18 protein-coding genes and 1 other RNA gene are annotated in these 19,331 nt (G+C 31.5%); 8 read left to right on the top strand and 11 right to left on the bottom strand.

What is annotated here, in order from left to right; all coding sequences use genetic code 11:
• The first annotated feature begins 10 nt into the window (after window positions 1-10).
• The 3 genes from MARIT_RS07110 to MARIT_RS07100 all read left to right on the top strand — a co-directional run bounded on the left by MARIT_RS07110 (window position 11) and on the right by MARIT_RS07100 (window position 3,328).
• The gene (locus MARIT_RS07110) at window positions 11-994 is read left to right on the top strand and encodes a YheT family hydrolase (RefSeq protein ID WP_024740847.1); all 984 of its coding nucleotides are present in this window, start codon (window positions 11-13) and stop codon (window positions 992-994) included.
• Window positions 995-1,071: 77 nt separating this feature from the next.
• Window positions 1,072-2,142 carry a putative type IX sorting system protein PorV2 gene (locus MARIT_RS07105; RefSeq protein ID WP_024740848.1) on the top strand — a complete coding sequence of 357 codons (1,071 nt, stop codon included), beginning with the start codon at window positions 1,072-1,074 and terminating at the stop codon, window positions 2,140-2,142.
• Entirely contained in the window at window positions 2,126-3,328 is a 1,203-nt protein-coding gene (locus tag MARIT_RS07100) for a lipoprotein N-acyltransferase Lnb domain-containing protein (protein WP_100211146.1), read from the top strand. The genes MARIT_RS07105 and MARIT_RS07100 overlap by 17 nt, the downstream gene beginning before the upstream one ends.
• Here the strand turns inward: MARIT_RS07100 and aroQ are convergent.
• The 5 genes from aroQ to MARIT_RS07075 form a co-directional block, all read right to left on the bottom strand.
• Window positions 3,296-3,718: a type II 3-dehydroquinate dehydratase gene (gene aroQ, locus MARIT_RS07095; RefSeq protein WP_024740850.1), complete on the bottom strand. Its 423-nt coding sequence runs from the start codon at window positions 3,716-3,718 to the stop codon at window positions 3,296-3,298. The two genes, MARIT_RS07100 and aroQ, sit on opposite strands and share 33 nt — an antisense overlap.
• 17 nt (window positions 3,719-3,735) lie before the next feature.
• The gene (locus tag MARIT_RS07090) at window positions 3,736-4,239 is read right to left on the bottom strand and encodes an outer membrane beta-barrel protein (protein ID WP_136438222.1); all 504 of its coding nucleotides are present in this window, start codon (window positions 4,237-4,239) and stop codon (window positions 3,736-3,738) included.
• Between the two features lie 459 nt (window positions 4,240-4,698).
• Entirely contained in the window at window positions 4,699-5,301 is a 603-nt protein-coding gene (locus MARIT_RS07085) for an outer membrane beta-barrel protein (RefSeq protein ID WP_157926223.1), read from the bottom strand.
• Between the two features lie 187 nt (window positions 5,302-5,488).
• Complete coding sequence (locus MARIT_RS07080) at window positions 5,489-6,079, bottom strand: porin family protein (RefSeq protein ID WP_024740854.1); 591 nt, start codon at window positions 6,077-6,079, stop codon at window positions 5,489-5,491.
• Window positions 6,080-6,229: 150 nt separating this feature from the next.
• Entirely contained in the window at window positions 6,230-6,718 is a 489-nt protein-coding gene (locus MARIT_RS07075) for an outer membrane beta-barrel protein (RefSeq protein WP_100211145.1), read from the bottom strand.
• A gap of 104 nt (window positions 6,719-6,822) precedes the next feature.
• Between MARIT_RS07075 and xerD the strand changes: the two genes are divergently transcribed.
• Window positions 6,823-7,737, top strand: a complete 915-nt coding sequence (gene xerD, locus MARIT_RS07070) for a site-specific tyrosine recombinase XerD (RefSeq protein WP_024740856.1) — start codon at window positions 6,823-6,825, stop codon at window positions 7,735-7,737.
• Between the two features lie 27 nt (window positions 7,738-7,764).
• Here the strand turns inward: xerD and ffs are convergent.
• Window positions 7,765-7,863: signal recognition particle sRNA small type (ffs, locus tag MARIT_RS07065), an RNA gene on the bottom strand.
• Window positions 7,864-8,042: 179 nt separating this feature from the next.
• On the opposite strand from ffs, the gene MARIT_RS07060 reads away from it, so the two are divergent.
• The 4 genes from MARIT_RS07060 (at window position 8,043) to MARIT_RS07045 (ending at window position 13,158) form a co-directional block, all read left to right on the top strand.
• Window positions 8,043-8,564 carry a DUF4199 domain-containing protein gene (locus MARIT_RS07060; protein WP_100211144.1) on the top strand — a complete coding sequence of 174 codons (522 nt, stop codon included), beginning with the start codon at window positions 8,043-8,045 and terminating at the stop codon, window positions 8,562-8,564.
• 67 nt (window positions 8,565-8,631) lie between these two features.
• Window positions 8,632-9,588, top strand: a complete 957-nt coding sequence (locus MARIT_RS07055) for a glycosyltransferase family 2 protein (RefSeq protein WP_024740858.1) — start codon at window positions 8,632-8,634, stop codon at window positions 9,586-9,588.
• A 33-nt stretch (window positions 9,589-9,621) separates the two neighbouring features.
• Window positions 9,622-11,331 carry a phospho-sugar mutase gene (locus tag MARIT_RS07050; RefSeq protein WP_100211143.1) on the top strand — a complete coding sequence of 570 codons (1,710 nt, stop codon included), beginning with the start codon at window positions 9,622-9,624 and terminating at the stop codon, window positions 11,329-11,331.
• Window positions 11,332-13,158, top strand: coding sequence for an ABC transporter ATP-binding protein (locus MARIT_RS07045; protein ID WP_024740860.1), 1,827 nt, complete (start codon window positions 11,332-11,334; stop codon window positions 13,156-13,158).
• A gap of 135 nt (window positions 13,159-13,293) precedes the next feature.
• Here MARIT_RS07045 and MARIT_RS07040 read toward each other — a convergent pair whose 3' ends face one another.
• The 5 genes from MARIT_RS07040 to MARIT_RS07020 all read right to left on the bottom strand — a co-directional run bounded on the left by MARIT_RS07040 (window position 13,294) and on the right by MARIT_RS07020 (window position 19,217).
• Entirely contained in the window at window positions 13,294-14,199 is a 906-nt protein-coding gene (locus MARIT_RS07040) for an IS982 family transposase (RefSeq protein WP_038026585.1), read from the bottom strand.
• Between the two features lie 95 nt (window positions 14,200-14,294).
• Entirely contained in the window at window positions 14,295-15,218 is a 924-nt protein-coding gene (locus MARIT_RS07035; RefSeq protein WP_100211142.1) for a chitinase, read from the bottom strand.
• Entirely contained in the window at window positions 15,215-16,840 is a 1,626-nt protein-coding gene (locus tag MARIT_RS07030; protein ID WP_100211141.1) for an Ig-like domain-containing protein, read from the bottom strand. Before MARIT_RS07030 ends, MARIT_RS07035 begins: the two co-directional genes overlap by 4 nt.
• Window positions 16,841-16,848: 8 nt before the next feature.
• A complete protein-coding gene (locus tag MARIT_RS07025; RefSeq protein ID WP_100211140.1) occupies window positions 16,849-18,534 on the bottom strand; it encodes a glycosyl hydrolase family 18 protein in 1,686 nt (561 codons plus the stop codon).
• A 134-nt stretch (window positions 18,535-18,668) separates the two neighbouring features.
• Entirely contained in the window at window positions 18,669-19,217 is a 549-nt protein-coding gene (locus tag MARIT_RS07020; protein ID WP_024742498.1) for a LysM peptidoglycan-binding domain-containing protein, read from the bottom strand.
• Window positions 19,218-19,331: the final 114 nt, after the last annotated feature.

Below are 19,331 nucleotides of genomic sequence, written 5' to 3'. Positions count from 1 at the left end.
CCTTATTCTTATGCCCTTATTAAAATCAGATTTTATTCCTAAAATCCCATTCAAGAATGGGTATTTCAATACAATTTACCGCCCTCTCTTTATGAAAGATACTTGCCAATATAATCGAAAAAGAATTACTACTTGGGATGCTGATTTTATTGACCTTGACTTCTCATTGGTAGGCGGAAATACCCTTGCCTTATTAATTCATGGATTAGAAGGTAACTCTAGCTCTAAATACATAGCCTCCACCTCTAATCAATTAAACGCTATTGGTATTGATACTGTTTGTTTTAATTTAAGAGGATGTAGCGGAGAAGACAATTTATTATTAGGAACCTATCATAGCGGAAAAACGGAAGACGTAGATTTTGTAGTACAGCATTTAGTGAACAATTATGCTTATGAAAGTTTAGTTATAATTGGCTTTAGTTTAGGAGGCAATTTAACCCTAAAATACATGGGAGAATTTGCCAATACACAGCCATCAAAAATTAAAGGTGCAGTTGCTGTTTCTGTTCCCGTTGACATAACAACTGCTGAAAAAGAAATGGATATGTTAAAAAACAAACTCTATATAGAAATCTTTTTTAAAACTATGAAAAATAAAATTTTAGAAAAAGCACATAAATTCCCCGAATATCAACTGAATAAAGAAAAACTTTTTAAAGCTACTCGCTTTAAACATCTAGAACACCTATATACAGTTCCTGTTTTCGGTTTTAAGAGCCCCGAAGATTACTGGAAAAAAGCTAGTGCTAAACCTTATTTATCTAAAATAACAAAACCTACTTTATTAATCAATGCTAAAGATGACTCTTTTCTATCTAAAGAATGCTATCCATATGAGGAGGCTAAAAACTCTAGTTATTTTCATTTGATGGTAACTAAATACGGAGGACATGTTGGTTTTATGTCTTCTTTTATTCCTAAAGAAAATATTTGGTTAGAAAAAGAAATCATCAATTTTATCAAAGAAACAATACACATTGAAATGCTATAAGCAATATCTTTTATAAAACAGCAGTTATTTTAATTAAGAATTAAGATATTTGTATTCAATTAAAGCCTTCTTTACTATTGAAAAAAATAATTACTTCATGTATTCTTCTGATATTCCCCTTATTGCTAAGCGGGCAAACTTTTAGGAACTATTCTAACGAGTTTCTGAATATTGGTGTAGATGCAGCAGCTCTTGGAATGAGTAAATCGGTAGTAGCAACTACAAATGGCGTGACTTCTACCTACTGGAATCCTGCTGGTTTAGTTGGTATCAAAGATTACCAAGGGGCTCTTATGCATTCTTCTTATTTTGCCGGAATTGCTAATTACAATTATGCAGGATTTGCTATGCCTATTGATGATAAAAGTGCATTAGGTCTTTCTATCATACGTTTTGGAGTTGACGACATCTTAAATACCACCGAACTTATTGATAAAGATGGAAATATCAATTTTAATAGAATTAGTTTATTTTCTGCCGCTGATTACGCTTTTAATATCTCGTATGCTAAAAATTTAATTTTTAAAAATGTTTACCTTGGTGTCAATGCTAAAATAATTCGTAGAATTATTGGCGATTTTGCTTCCTCTTGGGGGTTTGGCTTTGATCTAGGAGTTCAATTTGAGAGAAACAATTGGAAAATTGGATTAATGGCGCGGGATATCACAACTACTTTCAATTCTTGGAGCATCAATAAGTCTGCTTTTGAAAAGATTAAAAATGCAATTCCCGATAAAAACCAAGAACTACCAGAAACTACTGAAATCACCAAACCCAAGTTACAATTAGGAATTGCTAGAATCTATAAAATAGGACGTTACTTTAATTTACTTACGGAAATAGATTTGAATATGAGGTTTACCAAAACAAATGACATCATTTCTAGCTCTTTTGTGAGTATTGATCCTGCTTTAGGCTTACAGCTAAATTACGATGATTTGGTGTATTTACGTACTGGTATTGGAAACATACAAAGAACCACTGATTTTGACCATAGTAAATCTCTTTCAGTACAACCAAACTTCGGCATAGGTTTTAAATACAGAGGTATCCAAATAGATTATGCCTTAACCAATATAGGTAGCGTTGGAAATGCGCTTTTTTCTAACGTTTTTTCAATAAAAATTGATTATGACTTTTTTAGGTAACAGTACAAATTTGATTAAATTCATCAATTGTTTTATATTTTTCCTTTTTTTTATTCGTAGTAATTCCATTATCGGCCAACAAAAACAACTTTCAATAAGTATAATTACTGTTGGACCTGGAGAAGAATTATATGAAAAATTTGGGCATTCTGCGATAAGGGTTAAAGCCATAAATAAAAATATAGACCTTATATTTGATTATGGTATTTTTGACTTTAATGCTCCTAACTTTTACTTAAATTTCACAAAAGGGAAATTGCTTTATAAAGTTGCTAGTTATCCATTTCATTATTTTTTAAGAGATAAAAACCAAGAAAAACGCTGGGTTAAAGAGCAAATTTTAAATTTATCTGATGAAGAGAGTCAGCGCTTCTTCAATTATTTAAAAGAAAATGCCCTACCTCAAAATGCTACATATGAATACGACCCCTTTTTTGATAATTGTGCTACCAAACCTAGAGATATAACTAAAATTATTTTAGGCGACAAAGTACTATTCAAAGAACACTTCATTCTTAAAAAACAATCACTACGTCAATTAATGAATGAAGAAATTTATTGGAATACTTGGGGTAATTTAGGTATCAACATTGCTTTAGGAAGTAGATTAGATCAAATAGCTGATGCAAATGAATATTTTTACCTACCTGATTATGCTTTAAAAGGATTTAATACTGCCTTTATCAAAATAAAGGGAAGGGAAAGCAAGCTTGTAAAAAAGCAAACTACTATTCTAGATTTTGAAGAGAAAAGCACAAAGACTTCTTTTTTTAATCCCCTCTTTGTTCTTCTCATTATCATGTTCTTGGGGTTATTAATTACATTTCGCGATTATAAACACAATAAAAGATCCATTTTTTTTGATTTTATATTGTTTCTATTAACAGGCTTCTTTGGGTTTTTAATTGTTTTTCTTTGGTTTTTTACCAATCACTCTACAGCTCCTAATAACTTCAACTTTCTTTGGGCATTTGCTCCTAACCTACTCATATCAATACGCTTATTAAAAGAAGAAAAACTACCTAGCTGGCTTGGAAAATATTTACTGGTTTTATTAATATTAATGGGGATAATTCCTTTACTATGGCTTAGTAAAATACAATTATTTTCTTGGGCACTATTACCTCTTTTTATTTTACTAGTTATCCGCTATTTATTCCTTTACCATAAAACTTTGAATAGCTAAATCATAGCTTTGCAAACCAAATCCTGATAAAACTCCTTTAGCATTTGGAGCAATATAGCTTATATGTCTAAAATCCTCTCTCGAATGTACATTAGAAATATGCACTTCAACAACTGGTGTTTCTATTCCTTTTACTGCATCTCCTATTCCTACAGATGTGTGAGTATAAGCCGCTGCATTCAATATAATTCCGTCATACTCAAAACCAACCTCATGCAATTTATCTATAATTTCCCCTTCAATATTAGATTGAAAGTACTCTAAATGAATCGTTGAAAACTTTCTTTTTAAATCCAAAAAGTAATCTTGAAAAGTACGATTCCCATATATCTCAGGTTCTCTCTTGCCCAATAAATTCAAATTAGGTCCATTCAATATAATAATTTTCATCTATCCTCTTAATTAAATTAATACATATAATAATCGCTTCCTCCAAAAATATCAAAAGAAACCCCTAGAGCTATATAGCTGTATGTATTCTTTTCTTTTTTAACTCCTATATAAGATAAACTTAGCTGAAAATTATCACTTAAATTATACCCTACCATTGGTTTAAATAAAAGCCCTCCTCTATCACCGCTAGGTGAAACTCCTATCGCATAACCTAAATCCATTCCTACGAAAAAAGGGTCTTCTAAGTTATTATATCGAATAGCCCCTCCCAAAGGTAAATACAATAACGCGTCATTCTTATCTTTTGGCGAAAAGTATAATAAACTCAAGGATGGACCTATAAATAATTCTTCAGATAAATCGAACAAATAATTAATATCTCCTCCAAAACCAATTGAGGACTTATTCTTTACATCTCCAATAGTTAAACCTCCATGTATTCCTATATTAAATTTTCTTTCTTGGCCATAACTAATCATTGAAAAGAATACCAGTATTAACAAAATTATTTTCCTCATTATCTTTAAATTTTATAATACAAAAATATAAATTTTTAAGTAGTTTAAAGTTATTTATAAGTGGAAAAAGGAAGCTAAACCAGCTTCCTTTTCCTTTTGTTTATACAATAATTATCTATGTATTAAAATTTATAACCTACCCCCATTTGAAGAACCTTATATTGTATATAAGTTCCACAAAAGGGATTCACCTTTAAAACTCTTTTAAAAATCAGATATAGTCGATTTTATTTGATGAAAACCAACTGTTGTATTTTAACTATTAAACCTAACATAATTAAGACCAGACTTAGAAATACTTTCCTTATAAAAAACAATCTTATTATTTAGCAAATACAATTCTTATTACCTCGATAGCACCTAAGCAACTAGATCAAACAAAAGTTAATTTTTTATTTTTAATCTATAAAAAAAGGAAGCTAATTTTGCTTCCTTCATTTATTATTCTCTATAATTTTATTAGAATTTATAAGTCAATCCTAATTTTATATCAGATAAATTCAAGTTAAAACCAAAGCCAGTAGCAGTGCTATCATTCGGTGCTTCCATTTTTTCATTTGAATAAGACAATGCTCCTATTGAAGCCCTTAAAGCAAAAGATTCAGATAAGAAATAGTTTACGCCAGGCGAAACTACTATTCCAAAAGTAGCTACATCTGATTCTTTTATCTTATTAGTTTCTAAGCTATTTGATGAATAGGATACTCCTGCTCCAACCACAAAAGAAAAATCTTTTTTAGGAGTAAAGAAATAACTTCCTCCTGCTACTACTCCAAAAGAATTAGTTATTCTCTCGTTTAATCCAGCAGGAACCGTAATACTTTTGAAGGTTAATCCTAACTCTAATGCTATATTATCTGTAATAAAATAACCTGCTGAAGGTGAAAAAGTAAACTCAGTAGCACTTACATCCAATCCTCCTTTAGTTTCACTACTATAACCAGCCGTACCTGTAACATACCAATCTTCTTTTTCAAAGCCTCCTTTTGCTTTTTCCTTTTCTTGAGCATTACTAGTCAGTCCTAATACTATCAATACTAGGGAAAGAAATATTTTTTTCATATTTAGATAGTTTTTAATTCTTAACAAAGATAAATCTTTATACATTCAGCAAATTTGCCCCAATCAGTTAAATAAAAGTTAAAGGTTCTTATTTAGTCTCCCTTTATCTAACACTTCCATTCTTTAGTAACAAAAAAAGAGAGCAATAAATTGCTCTCTTTTCTACTATTTTGTACGATAATTCGATTTAGAATTTATAGGTCAATCCAAAATTAATATCAGAGAAATCTAAATTAAAATCGAAAGAACTATTTGATTTAGCTCCTGAAACATCCGCTTTTACATTTGTATAAGAAAGTGCTCCCACTGAAGCTCTTAAAGCAAAAGATTCAGAAATAAAATAGTTCACACCTGGTGCTATTACAAAACCAAAAGTGTTATAATCTGGACCTTTAACAGCACCTTGTTTAGCACTTCTTTTTCCATAAGATAAACCAGCTCCAACCATAAAAGAAAAATCTTTTTTAGGCGTAAAGAAATAATTACCTCCTAAATTAATATCAAAGCTATTTGTTTTTACTTCTCCTAACCCCTGATTTCTCTTACTGCTTCCAAAGCCTACTCCTAATTCCAAGGCTATATTATCAGTAATAAAATAACCAACAGAAGGTGAAAAAGTAAATACGGTGTCATCAGTATCCACCCCACCTACAGATCTTTGACTATATCCTGCGGTACCTGTAATATAAAGATCTTGTTTTTCAAAACCTCCTTTTTCTTCTTGTGCATTAGCAGTTAAACCAAACGCAACCATAGCGATAAATAACAATTTTTTCATAATGTATAATTTTTAAAATTTTCGGCAAATTTAATACTTTATATCTCCAATAGCTCTCTTTTATAATGTTAAAAAAAAGTTAAAAGAATTAAAATTAAAAATGATGTGATGTTTCTAATTTTAATTCTTTTTTAAGAAGATATGGCTTTCTTACAACGAAAAAGAATAAGTTCCTCCTATTCCTACTGTAGAAAGTGTAGATTTCATAGCCCTCTCATCAATATCAATTACTGAATAATCTACATGAAGCATTATCTTTTTACTCACTTGATACCCTACTACGGGTCTATAATAAACCCCGTTTACAGTAGATTTTGACGGTCTAACTCCAAGACCATAACCTAAATCAGCACCTACAAATAACTTATCAGCTACTTCATAACGAAATGCAGCTGCCAAAGGGATAAATGCTACATCAGCTCCTTCTTGTTGAAAATGTAAATGGGATACAGAAGGTCCAACCATAAATTTATCAGTTGCCTTTAATAAGTAATTAACTTCAACTGCTCCTGTAACATTTGCTTCACTAGCTCCTCCAGTAGGTAATCCAACAGTACCTCCTACGTTTAACTTTCCTTCTTGGGCATTAGCTGTTAAACTAAATGCAATCATAGCTGCGCATAACAACAATTTTTTCATAATATCTATCGTTTTATAATTTACGACAAAAGTAGCATTTTACGTATTTTTAAAGTTATTTTACACCCGTTAAAAAAAGGTTAAAAACCCTATCAGGATACACTATGAATTGGCAAGAATTAACACAAGATTATAAAGAATTCCTACAAATAGAAAAGGGGCTATCAAAAAACTCTATCGACGCTTATATTAGAGATATTAAGAAATTGATTAATTATCTTTCTGAGCATACTATTAATAGCTCGCCTTCATTTGTTACCAATACTATTATTCAACAATTTATATATGAGGTGGCTAAAAAAAATAATCCAAGAAGCCAAGCTAGACTAATCTCTGGATTGCGTAGCTTCTTCGATTATTTAATTTTTGAAAATTATAGAAAAGATAACCCTACAGACCTCATTGAGTCTCCAAAACTAGCTAGAAAGTTGCCCGATACACTTTCTAATGACGAAATTAACCAATTAATAAAAGCAATAGATCTAGGACATCCGCAAGGAGAAAGAAATAAAACTATTATTGAAACTATTTATAGCTGTGGCTTACGTGTTAGTGAATTAATTAATTTAAAGTGCTCTGATTTGTTTTTTGAAGAAGACTATATTAAAGTATTAGGTAAAGGGAATAAATACCGTTTTGTACCTATACACCATACAACCCAGCTTTTAATTCTCCATTATCTTCAAGAAATAAGAAGCGGAATTACTGCTTGTAATGCTGATGAAGATATTTTATTTTTAAATAGAAGGGGAAAAAAATTAACCCGACAAATGATTTTTATTATTCTTAAAAAATTGGCAATTAAAGCACAAATAAGCAAAAAAATTGGTCCTCATACATTACGCCACTCTTTTGCTACTCATTTACTACAGGGAGGCGCGGACTTAAGAGCGATACAACAATTACTAGGTCATGAGAGCATTACCACTACCGAAATATATGTACATTTAGACACTAGCTATTTAAAGGAAGTTATTGATTTACACCACCCTAGAAGCAATATCAACATGAATAATTAAAGAAAAAAGGAAATGTTTGGATACAAAAAATGGCAAGCTATCTACATCACACTGCTACAACCTAATACCCTTGCTGCGTTCCCGCCCTGGGGGATTCAAAGGGAGCTAGTTGTGTAGGACTTGCCGCTGCAAACTTACATCCTTTTTTTCTTTCTCACAATTAAAAATTCATGAAATTTCATGTAACATTTTTAAGTCACTGTGTACTAATATATTGTTTTTAATATTTTTTTAAAATATTTTATAACTGCAATTTCATTAAAGCAAATCAATATATTTGTCTCACTAATTAAACACCAGATAAAATGGAAAATCAAATAAATAGTAAAAGTATTATTATTAATAATGGTCTCATCTTAGGTATCATTAGTATTTTATTAAGTGTGACCATGTATGCCATGGGTAAACACTTAGAACCTCACTGGTCATTATCTATAATTTCAGGTATTTTATTTGTGGTATTAATTGTTATGGGGATTAAACAATATAAAGTTGCAAGCAGTGGTTTTATCTCATGGGGGCAAGCTGTAAAAGTAGGTGTAGGAATTTCTCTTATAGCTGCCTTAGCCAGCGTTATTTACAACTATACATTTGTAACTTTTATAGAACCTGATTTTATGAATCAAATGATGGAAATTCAAAACCAAAGGATGTTAGAAAACGGAATGACTGATGAGCAAATTGATGCCGCTAACGCAATGGCTAAAGGAATGAGCTCTCCCATCATGGGAGCTGCAATGGGAATTATTAGCTCTGCAATTATAGGCTTTATCATATCCGCTATTGCTGGAGCTGTTATGAAAAAGACACCAGAAGAACAATATTAATAATTCACCAAATACCCAAGGTCTCACATAAAACTTTCTTACCTTTGTTTTATATTAAGCATTAAATATGGATATATCGGTAGTAATACCACTTCTTAATGAAGAAGAGTCACTAAAAGAATTATATAATTGGATTGCAAAAGTTATGCAATCCAATTCCTATTTATATGAAGTAATTTTTATTGATGATGGAAGTACAGATACTTCTTGGAAAATTATTGAAAGACTGTCACAAGAAAGCAACACTGTAAAAGGGATTAAGTTTCAAAAAAATTATGGCAAATCACAGGCCTTAGATGCTGGTTTTGAAATGGCTATGGGAAAGGTAGTAATTACAATGGATGCTGACTTACAAGATAGCCCTGATGAAATTCCTGAACTATACCAACTAATTACTGAAGAGAACTTCGATTTGATTTCTGGTTGGAAAAAGAAGCGTTATGATAATGTTGTCACTAAAAACATTCCCTCTAAACTATTCAACTGGGCAGCTCGTAAAACATCTGGCTTAAAATTACATGATTTCAATTGCGGACTAAAAGCATACAAAAATGTAGTTATTAAAAGCGTCAAAGTAAGTGGGGAAATGCATAGATATATTCCTGTACTTGCTAAAAATGAAGGCTTTAACAACATTGGAGAAAAAGTAGTGCAACACCAAGCTCGTAAATACGGTGTTACTAAGTTTGGAATGAGTCGTTTTATCAATGGGTTTTTAGACTTAATAACAATTTCTTTTTTATCTAAATTCGGAAAACGTCCAATGCATTTTTTTGGACTTTTAGGGAGTCTCATGTTTTCTTTTGGTTTTTTATCTGCTTTCTATATAGGTTTTATGAAACTATATAAATTAGCAAAAGGCATGAAAACCATATTAGTAACAGACAATCCTTGGTTTTACATAGCATTAGCTTGTATGATTATTGGTACGCAACTTTTCCTAGCTGGATTCATTGGCGAATTACTTCTAAAATCTAATGAAAATCAAAAGCACTATGCTATAAAAGAAAAACTAAATTTCTAAAAACTATCTTTATTCACTCTTTTAACCCTATTCATGGAGAAGATAATAAACAACGCGAAACAATGGCTTTCAGATACCTTTGATGCTGAAACAAAAAATGAAATTACACAACTAATAGCTACCAAATCCGACGAATTAGCAGATCGGTTTTATAAAAATTTAGAATTTGGAACTGGAGGAATGCGAGGCATTATGGGAGCAGGCACCAATCGTATTAATAAATACACCTTAGGAAAAGCTACACAAGGGCTTAGCAATTACTTACAACAATCTTTTCCTAATAAAGAGCTAAAGGTAGCCATTGCCTATGATTGCCGTCATAACAGTAAGAAATATGCTAAACTCGTTGCCGATGTGCTCTCAGCTAATCATATAAAAGTATTTTTATTTAAAGACTTACGCCCTACTCCTGAGTTATCTTTTGCGGTGAGTTATTTGAATTGCGATGCTGGAATTGTATTAACAGCTTCACATAACCCACCTGAATATAACGGATATAAAGTATATTGGAATGATGGAGGGCAAATAGTTCCCCCTCAAGATAAAGGCATTATCGATGAAGTAAACTCTTTGGAATATGCTGATATTAATTTCAATGGTAATGACTCCTTAATTTCTTATGTAGGAGTCGAAATGGATGAAGCTTTTTGGGAAGCTTCTCTCGCAAATGGTACTTTTGGAGTAAAAGAGCGTGAAAATCTAAAGATAGTGTTTACTTCTTTACATGGCACCTCTATAACTCTAATCCCTGAAGTTTTAAAAAGAGCAGGATATTCTCAAGTACACGTCGTTAAAGAGCAAGAAATACCTAACGGTGATTTCCCTTCTGTAAAATCACCCAATCCCGAAGAACCAGAAGCCTTACAAATGGCTATTGACTTAGCTAATGAGATAGATGCAGATATTGTTATCGGTACAGATCCTGATTCTGATAGAGTAGGAATTGCTGTTAGAGATTTAAATGGCAACATGAAGCTAATGAACGGAAACCAAACAATGAGTATGATGACCAACTTCCTAATCAATGAATGGAAAAAAAAGGGGAAATTAAATGGAAAACAATTCATTGGATCAACTATAGTTTCTACTAACTTAGTTAATGAAATAGCAAAAAGTTACGAGGTAGAAACAAAAGTTGGACTTACAGGCTTCAAATGGATTGCTAAAATGATTAAAGACCATCCTCAACAAGAATTCATTGGCGGTGGCGAGGAGAGTTTTGGATATATGGTTGGTAGTTTTGTACGTGATAAAGATGCTGTTACTTCTACATTGCTAGCTTGCGAAATAGCTGCGAATGCAAAAGCCAACAATAGCTCTTTTTATAAAGAATTACTAAACTTATATACAAACCATTCATTTTATAAAGAACACTTAATTGCCATTGTTAAAAAAGGAATGGACGGAGCCGAGCAAATTAAACAAATAATGATTAATTTACGCAATACCCCATTCACGGAAATAGATGGTTCTAAAGTAAAGTTTTTATGTGATTACCAATCGTCTATTCAAAAAAACTTACTAACAGGAGAGGAAATAATAATGGACGTTCCTAAATCTAATGTATTAATTTATCATACAGAAGACGGAGCTAAAATAGCAGTGAGACCAAGTGGAACAGAACCTAAGATAAAGTTCTATTTTAGTGTAAAATCACCATTGGATTCTATGGATAATGCTCTTGAAGTAGAGCAAGAATTAGACGCTAAAATTCAACGAGTTATTAAAGAATTAAAATTATAAATGAATTATTTTAAAAGAATATTAAGATACGCACTACCCTATAAAAAATATGGTTTTTTAAACATCGTATTTAACATTTTATATGCAATATTTTCAACGCTATCTTTCATTGTTTTGATGCCTCTTTTAGAAGTTATCTTTAAACCTGATAAGAAACCAATTACAGAAGCTCCTATTTTTACAGGGATTACGAAATCTATAGATTTTTTTAAAAACTATATGAATTATGCTATCCATCAATTTGCTGGAGAAGATAAATCTAAAGCCTTGATTGCAGTGGTTACCTTGGTGATTACAACATTTTTCTTGAAGAATATTTTTAACTATTTGGCAATGTTCTTTATCACCTATCTCAGAAATGGTGTTTTAAAGGATATACGAAATGATCTATATAATAAAATTATAAATTTACCTATTTCTTTCTTTTCAGAAAAACGTAAAGGAGATACCATGGCACGCATAGGAACCGATGTTTTAGAAATACAAGTTTCTTTCTTGTCTATCCTAGAAATGTTAGTAAGAGAACCTCTTACCTTGGTTTTTACACTAATTGCCATGGTCATGATTAGCCTTAAATTAACCGTTTTTGTATTTATTTTTATCCCAATTGCTGGTTTCTTTATTTCTAAGATAGGAAAAAGTCTCAAACAAAAATCAGATGACGTTCAACAAGAACAAGGGCACTTTTTATCTCTTTTAGAAGAAACTCTAAGTGGATTAAAAATTATTAAAGCATTTAATGCTGAACAAACTTTTAACAAAAAATTTCAGCAATCTACCTCTCGATTTTATCATTTTTCAAATACTCTTTTAAATAGAACCAACCTAGCTAGTCCAACTAGTGAATTTTTAGGAATAGGAGTTATTTCTGTATTGCTTTGGTATGGAGGAAAACTTGTTCTTGTTGATCAGTCTCTAGATGGGGAAGATTTTCTTGCTTACATGGGCTTAGCATATAATTTTTTAACTCCAGCAAAAGCTATTTCAAAAGCTAGTTATAGTGTCAAAAAAGGAAATGCCGCGGCAGAAAGAGTGCTTGAAATCCTAGAAACGGAAAATGTTTTAGAAGATATTCCTAATGCTATTCAGAAGGATGCTTTTACAAATAATATTTCTTTTGAAAACATTTCTTTTAAATACGAACAAGAATACGTTTTAAAAGATTTTTCATTAACGATTCCTAAAGGTAAAATGGTTGCCTTAGTAGGGCAATCTGGTAGTGGTAAATCAACTATTGCAAATTTATTAACTCGATTTTATGATGTAAATAAAGGAGCTATTACAATTGATGGGGTTGATCTTAAAGCTCTCCAAAAATCATCTTTAAGACAACTAGAAGGATTGGTTACCCAAGATTCTATTTTATTTAATGATAGTATCAAAAACAATATTGCCTTAGGTGTTCCTAACAAAACAGATGCTGAAATTATAGAAGCTGCAAAAATTGCAAATGCTCATGAGTTTATTTCTGAATTGCCCAATGGATATGATACAAATATAGGAGATAGCGGTAATAAACTATCTGGAGGTCAAAAGCAACGTTTAAGTATTGCTCGTGCTATCCTTAAAAACCCTCCTATTATGATTTTAGATGAAGCAACTTCTGCACTAGATACAGAGTCTGAAAAATTGGTGCAAAATGCCTTGGAAAAAATGATGAAAAATAGAACCTCTATTATTATTGCACATCGATTATCTACCATTCAAAAAGCAGACATTATCGTAGTAATGCAAAAAGGTAAAATAGTAGAGCAAGGAACTCATGAAAATCTGATTGCGAATAATAATGTATACAAGAAACTTGTTGATATGCAATCCTTAACTTAATAAAAACTATATTAGAAAAATTAAAATCATAAAAATAAAAGCCCCTAAAGGAATATCAAATCATTCTTTAGGGGCTTTAATAATATACTTACTCAAAAACTTACATATATAATTAATAATTAACGTGAGTTCGACTTAACTTATTCCAAGATTAGGTAAGAACCTTTGTATTTTAATGCTCGGTTTTGATTCAAGAAAAGAGTAAGCAGTCAATCCAGCAATTAGGTTTCCTAAGAAGTTATCAAACGAGCGATGTCTAGAATGTTCCATCTGGCAGGTATTTTTTAATACGTCATTTACAGATTCTATAATTGCTCTTTTTCTTAAGTAAACTTTATCCATAAAATCAAGAGCTTTCTTGTTCATGTTCTTTCTTAATTTGGTAACCAAATGGATACCATCCACAAATAATTTATCAAATAGATCTTTGCCTAAATAACCTTTATCACCATATATTTTTCCAAATATCTTATCGTGAAAGCACTTGTTCTTTAAAGGATATCTGTCATCTACATTTGCTTTAGTAATCATAAAATCAACTATTTGTCCTTTATCATTACAGACTAAATGAAGTTTAAAACCGTAGAACCAACCCAATGTCCCGTAACTTTTTTCTGCGATTCCTTTAAATACCTTGTGTTGTTTTTCTCTTTTATAATGACTCACTTTTAGTGCTGTGGAATCAATAAAAGAGATACCAGAACACTTACCTAATCCGTGTAGTTTTAAATACACTGCTAAAGGTGGAATAACTTTCTTTTGTAGTTCTACAAATCGATTATAGGAGACAAGATCAGGAAAGAAATCATCCATGTATTTGCACACGTAATACAAATAAAAGTGTTTTAAATTTCGATAGGATTTTAGATGAAAAATAACCATAATGGTCATTACTTCACTTTTGCTCATTTTGGATTTTCTCTTGCGCTTTTTAACTTTAGAACTCTCTGAAATACTGTTTTTTATTAAAACTGTTTCAAATTCTTTCATAAAATCGTCAAGATTACAAAATATTTCAATTATTTTAGTGTCAGAAATCATAAGCAGAATAATTTTAGTTTATTGGAATTCAACACTTTAATATACTAAATTTTCTGCTTTTTTACTATAGTAAAAATAGATTTCTTACGTCGAACTCACGTTAAAATACCTTTAGCATCAAATATTTCTACTTTACCTCCTTTTTCGCAACCTTCCAAATGAAGCAAGGCATTGGTTGGATTTGGGAAAACTCTAGTTACTTTATCCCATTTCGTAAAATCATTTTTTAAACTTTCTTTCAATAAAGCTTTTTCATTTAATACCCCGTTTAAATAACTACGGTGACTTTTAGAAAAAGACGAGTTATTAGTTAAATCCCAATTAATAGACCAAGTCATTATCCCTCTAAATTTAGGATATATTTTACTTGTTTTGTAGGTACTATTTGCATATTCAGTTCCTTTTACCAAATAATCCATTGCCTGTTGTACAATGAATTCAGAAGTATATCCACTACCAGCTGCTTGAACTGTTGAGGGCAAGCCTATAAGTACTTGTTCTTCTCTCAAACCAGGAAAAAACAATCCTGTTTGAGCTATTGGAAAACCTGTAATTAGCATTTCTGCCATTGCTACATGAAAATCTGCCATTCCTGGTTGGTATATTTTTCCATCTTTACCAAACATAGACCCTGTGTTATAATGTTGTACATGAATATACGTCAATTCATCTCTAAGTCCATTTATAATAGGCAAATATGCACCAAAAATACCTTTATAAGAACCATAACCTCCTTGTACGTAAGCTGTTTCAGGTGCCATACTTAAAATAAAATTAGCTCCTCCTGTAAAGGCACGTATTTCTTTTGTTGCTGCTATTAAATTTACAATTGCAGGAGTTACAGGTTTTTCAAAATCCATATCTCCTTGATCTAGCGAAAGAGAACTTCCTTCCAAATCAATATCCAACCCATCAAATCCGTAAGTTCTTATAATATCTGTCATAGAAGAAACAAAAGCTTCTTTGTCTTCTTCCGTCTCCAAATGCACCATTGCATTTGCCCCTCCTATTGATATCAATACTTTTTGCCCTCTTTCTTGTAAAAAGTAATATCATCTATAAATTCTTGTTTATTCCCTCCATATATCTCATACGGTGCAAATGTCATCTTAGAAGTACTTCCTACTACAGGCTCAGCAAAAGCTACACAAATTACATCCCAATCAGTAGCAACCTCTCTTAACTTCGGAATTGCAGCCCCATTATTAAAATTATGCCAATACCCTACCAATATCTTTTCTGAAATTGCTGTACTAGTATGCTCTTCATTACTTGTAACCGCATTAACCAGCACCCTTTCTGATACAATACGATCATTTTCCTCATTTATAGCCACGGCTGTAAGGTCATAACTATCTAAATTTGCATTTGTAATTGTATAAGAATACGGACTTGTAGTTGTTTCTCCTAATAAAGTTGCTCCATTGTAAAATACTACCTTTAAAATATTTTCCTTCTTTACTAATGCTGTAGTTATAATTAAATTTTCTCCTTTATTGTATGTCGAATAATTAATAGGCGATTCTATTTTTATAGATGAGGTACCAACTGTATCTTCTTCTATATTTACCGTACAACCACCTATTTTTATCCATGCATCTTCCCAATAAGTTCCTTCTCCAGGAGCATACGCCCATGCTGCCTCTGAGGAGCACCACCCTGGTACACTACAACTAAACCGACTTCCTTTATTTTGAACTTTTTCACCTTCTGTATAAGAACTTCCTTTTACATAAGTAGGCAAACCATTACATTCATCTGACACAACATTAGTAATCGTTACCATCACTTTATTAGAAGCTGTTACAGCACCCTGATTATCAGTTGCTATTGCCCAAAACTCATAGGTTCCAACTGCTAAATCATAAATTATATGTGTATAAGGAGCTTTATCAATTATTTTTAATTCTTCTGTTCCTTTATAAAGCTTTACAAAGCTTATTTCCCCATCAATATCCGTAGCATTTATGAATAATTCCAAAGGATCTCCTTCTTTTATCATTGTTTTATCATTCAAAACACTCATATCAATAACAGGTGCAGTATTATCAATTTCTCCACTACAATCTGCTATTCTTTCCCAAACTCCATTTTCTGAGTTAGTTTCTGGGTTCTCATTTTTTGTCCACCATTTAGCACTATAATGAGTTCCATTTTTTTGAACATTATCTCCCTTCACATATATTTTTTCTGAAGACCATACCTCATAATTATCACAAAAGCTCACCGTTGTAGGCATTGTATAAAATGAAATTTGATCTTCACTCTTAACACCATTACGATCAATTGCTATTGCTCTTACCTCATATTTTGCTTCTTCTAAAGGGGTATATACTCCTTTATAAACTTGACCTTCTTTCTTTCCCGTAATTTTAATACCATTTACTTCAAAAAAAACTTCATCAATACCCTCTTTAAAATTCTCCGCAATTGCCCACAATTCTATTGTTTCTCCTAATTTTAAAAAAGTGTCATGTTGAGGATTTGTTATTTTAATCTTAGGGAGTTGTGTTTTTTCCTCTACTAAAATTGTAATTTCTAAAGATTTTGTTGAAGCTCCTTCATTATCAAAAGACTTCACAGTAAAAGTATGTTTCCCTACTTCTAAAGTTGTTATGTTATATTCATAAGGAAAACTCATATCTTCTCCTAAAAAAACACCTTCTTTATAAAAGCTACTTTAACAATATTTCCATCTATATCTGATGCCGTTGCTCTTATATTTAAAGAAGTTCCTTCTTCAACCATTGTATCATTTAGAGGAGCTATTATACTTACTATAGGAACTATATTATCATTAGACGAATCCGTTTTACTTGCAAAAACTTCGTTGATTGTATTTACCAAAGGGGATTTCACTTCATTCCACCTCTTTAACTTAGTTCCATAAGAAGTATAAGCACCTTGAAACTCCAAATCACCAAAAACAGTCCAAATAATTGCTCCCCCTAAATCATGATCTTTTATAAATGCTGCCTTTATAGCTATCGATTCCTCATCATCATAACTAAGAAAGAAATTATTTTTCACCAAATATGGCACCTTTGCTTCGCTATCCCATTTTCTTTCCCAACCACTATCTTCTTTTAAAGCTGTTTGCTTGATATAGTGATACATAGGAGTTCCATCATAGATATCTTTTTTCCAATTAGTAAAATCTGCGGATGTTGCTACTAAACCATCTGGCTGTACCATTTCTAAACGCTTAACCGTGTTTCCATTCAAAGCTGCTTTGTTTGCAGTAATTACACCTCTCCCGTAAAACGGAGCTCTCATACATATTTTATTTTTCGGTACCCCTAATGCTAACATTTTTTTCAATGTTGACTTCCAATTAAAGTGTCTTACTTCTGCATTGGTATAAGGATAAACTGGTGCGTTATGTCCTGCTTTATCTGACCAACCTCCATTGAAATCATAAGACATCATATTAAAATAATCTATCGTATTCGTTAAAGTATCCCAATTAAAACTAGCTAACTTATTCGGATCAGAAGACATTGCCGTAGTTATTAATTTTTCAGTACCAATAGCAGCTCTCAAATCCTTTACTAATAGTTCAAAATTATAGAAATCTGCCTTTGTTCCTGTAAAATTCATTCCTGAATAACCAGGATACTCCCAATCCAAATCGATACCATCAAAACCTATAGCGATTAACCTTTTACAATCTGCTATAAACCTTGCTTTTTTTACAGGATCAGCCGCCATTTCAGGAAAATGTTTACTCATACTCCATCCTCCAATAGAAGCCATAACTTTTACTCCTTGTTGATGCGCTAATTCTAATACCCCCAAAGCACCTCCTTCTTTATGTAAAGGTACAGGTAACGTTCCACTAAGTCCCCAAATAGGATGCCTCCACGTAGTTCCATTCAACGCCACCTCGAAACCTTGTTTTTCAGCTCTTTCCTTCGCATTTTGATTTATATATTGTACAGGATCTAGCTCTCCAAAAAGAATATGCAAATCCCAGCTACTATAAATATCTGTATAAAAAATATCTGCTGGTAATTGTACTTCTCCTTTTTCATGTATTTTCTTGTTTCTTAAATCGCCACTATGCAATGATCCATCATTAGCAACTCCAAAAAAAGAATAATTTAAAATCGTATATTTAGTATAATCAATATTAAGGTGTGTTAAAGCTCCTTGTCCAGGAACACCTGCATTATTTGTTTTCCAAGCATCCCAATTACTAAGATAGCCTATAATTTGCTTTTGATGATGTGCTGTAGTAGCTTTTCCACCTGTATTTACTTGCGAAAATGTAGTTGTAATTAAAAAGAAGAATACATATAATATATTCTTCCTTACTTGTTGAAGGGAATTCATAAGTTTTAAATTAAGTTATTAGTTAATATCCACGCAAAATGAGATTTCTAATAATTAATTCAAAAAAAAATAGATTAACAACATAAAAAAGCCAATATACAACCTTTTTTAACCTATAGAAATAGGTAAGATCACTATTCTATTTCTAATACCTCTCCTACTAAAATTCTATTTAACTCTATTCCATTCCGCTCCTTTAATTCTTTTACAGAAATTCCATATATCCTAGAAATCCGGTACAATGTTTCTCCTTTTTTAACAACGTGGTGCTTTCCTTCTCTTAATTTATGTTCTAAAGAAACTTCTTTTTCTTGTTCACGCTCTTTTTTATAACCAATAACAATATCTTGTTCTGGTTTTATATCGTCGTAATCAAAATACGCATTTAAATTATAAATATCTTGAATACGAATGCCATATTTTCGAGCAATAGCATACAATGTTTCTCCTTTTTTTACGCGATGCGTTATGGTAGGATCAAATTCTTCTTTCGCTCTTTCTTTTTTAAATGGTTTCTCTGGATAATTATAGCTAACATCTCCCGTAACCAAATTCATATATGCTGTCTTCCCTTCTAAAAGAATTTCATCCCAACCTTCTGGTAATGTTTTTTCTTGCGAAAAGCTCACTGACACAGTAAAAACTAATATAAACAACTCCTTCCTTAATTTACTAATAATCATAACTTAACAAATTTATGCAATTTTATGAATTTGATTCTTAATCACAAAATTTACACCATAAACAAATAGTTTGACACTAGTTATAACTTGAAAATATTAAAATGAAATGCCTTT

The sequence above is a fragment of the Tenacibaculum maritimum NCIMB 2154 genome, from assembly GCF_900119795.1.
Taxonomy (GTDB): Bacteria; Bacteroidota; Bacteroidia; order Flavobacteriales; family Flavobacteriaceae; genus Polaribacter; species Polaribacter maritimus.
Note: the sequence above shows the minus strand (reverse complement) of the source record. Positions and strands in the feature narration are given on the sequence as shown.

Excerpts from the sequence above, each read along its gene's own strand:
- MARIT_RS07045 (WP_024740860.1), top strand. The coding sequence starts at position 11,332 with ATGAATTATTTTAAAAGAATATTAAGATACGCACTACCCTATAAAAAA.
- MARIT_RS07085 (WP_157926223.1), bottom strand. The coding sequence starts at position 5,301 with ATGAAAAAAATATTTCTTTCCCTAGTATTGATAGTATTAGGACTGACT.
- MARIT_RS07025 (WP_100211140.1), bottom strand. The coding sequence starts at position 18,534 with ATGAATTCCCTTCAACAAGTAAGGAAGAATATATTATATGTATTCTTC.
- MARIT_RS07050 (WP_100211143.1), top strand. The coding sequence starts at position 9,622 with ATGGAGAAGATAATAAACAACGCGAAACAATGGCTTTCAGATACCTTT.
- MARIT_RS07080 (WP_024740854.1), bottom strand. The coding sequence starts at position 6,079 with ATGAAAAAATTGTTATTTATCGCTATGGTTGCGTTTGGTTTAACTGCT.
- MARIT_RS07055 (WP_024740858.1), top strand. The coding sequence starts at position 8,632 with ATGGATATATCGGTAGTAATACCACTTCTTAATGAAGAAGAGTCACTA.
- aroQ (WP_024740850.1), bottom strand. The coding sequence starts at position 3,718 with ATGAAAATTATTATATTGAATGGACCTAATTTGAATTTATTGGGCAAG.
- MARIT_RS07110 (WP_024740847.1), top strand. The coding sequence starts at position 11 with ATGCCCTTATTAAAATCAGATTTTATTCCTAAAATCCCATTCAAGAAT.
- MARIT_RS07090 (WP_136438222.1), bottom strand. The coding sequence starts at position 4,239 with ATGAGGAAAATAATTTTGTTAATACTGGTATTCTTTTCAATGATTAGT.
- MARIT_RS07100 (WP_100211146.1), top strand. The coding sequence starts at position 2,126 with ATGACTTTTTTAGGTAACAGTACAAATTTGATTAAATTCATCAATTGT.
- MARIT_RS07030 (WP_100211141.1), bottom strand. The coding sequence starts at position 16,840 with ATGAGTTTTCCTTATGAATATAACATAACAACTTTAGAAGTAGGGAAA.
- xerD (WP_024740856.1), top strand. The coding sequence starts at position 6,823 with ATGAATTGGCAAGAATTAACACAAGATTATAAAGAATTCCTACAAATA.
- MARIT_RS07040 (WP_038026585.1), bottom strand. The coding sequence starts at position 14,199 with ATGATTTCTGACACTAAAATAATTGAAATATTTTGTAATCTTGACGAT.
- MARIT_RS07060 (WP_100211144.1), top strand. The coding sequence starts at position 8,043 with ATGGAAAATCAAATAAATAGTAAAAGTATTATTATTAATAATGGTCTC.
- MARIT_RS07075 (WP_100211145.1), bottom strand. The coding sequence starts at position 6,718 with ATGAAAAAATTGTTGTTATGCGCAGCTATGATTGCATTTAGTTTAACA.
- MARIT_RS07020 (WP_024742498.1), bottom strand. The coding sequence starts at position 19,217 with ATGATTATTAGTAAATTAAGGAAGGAGTTGTTTATATTAGTTTTTACT.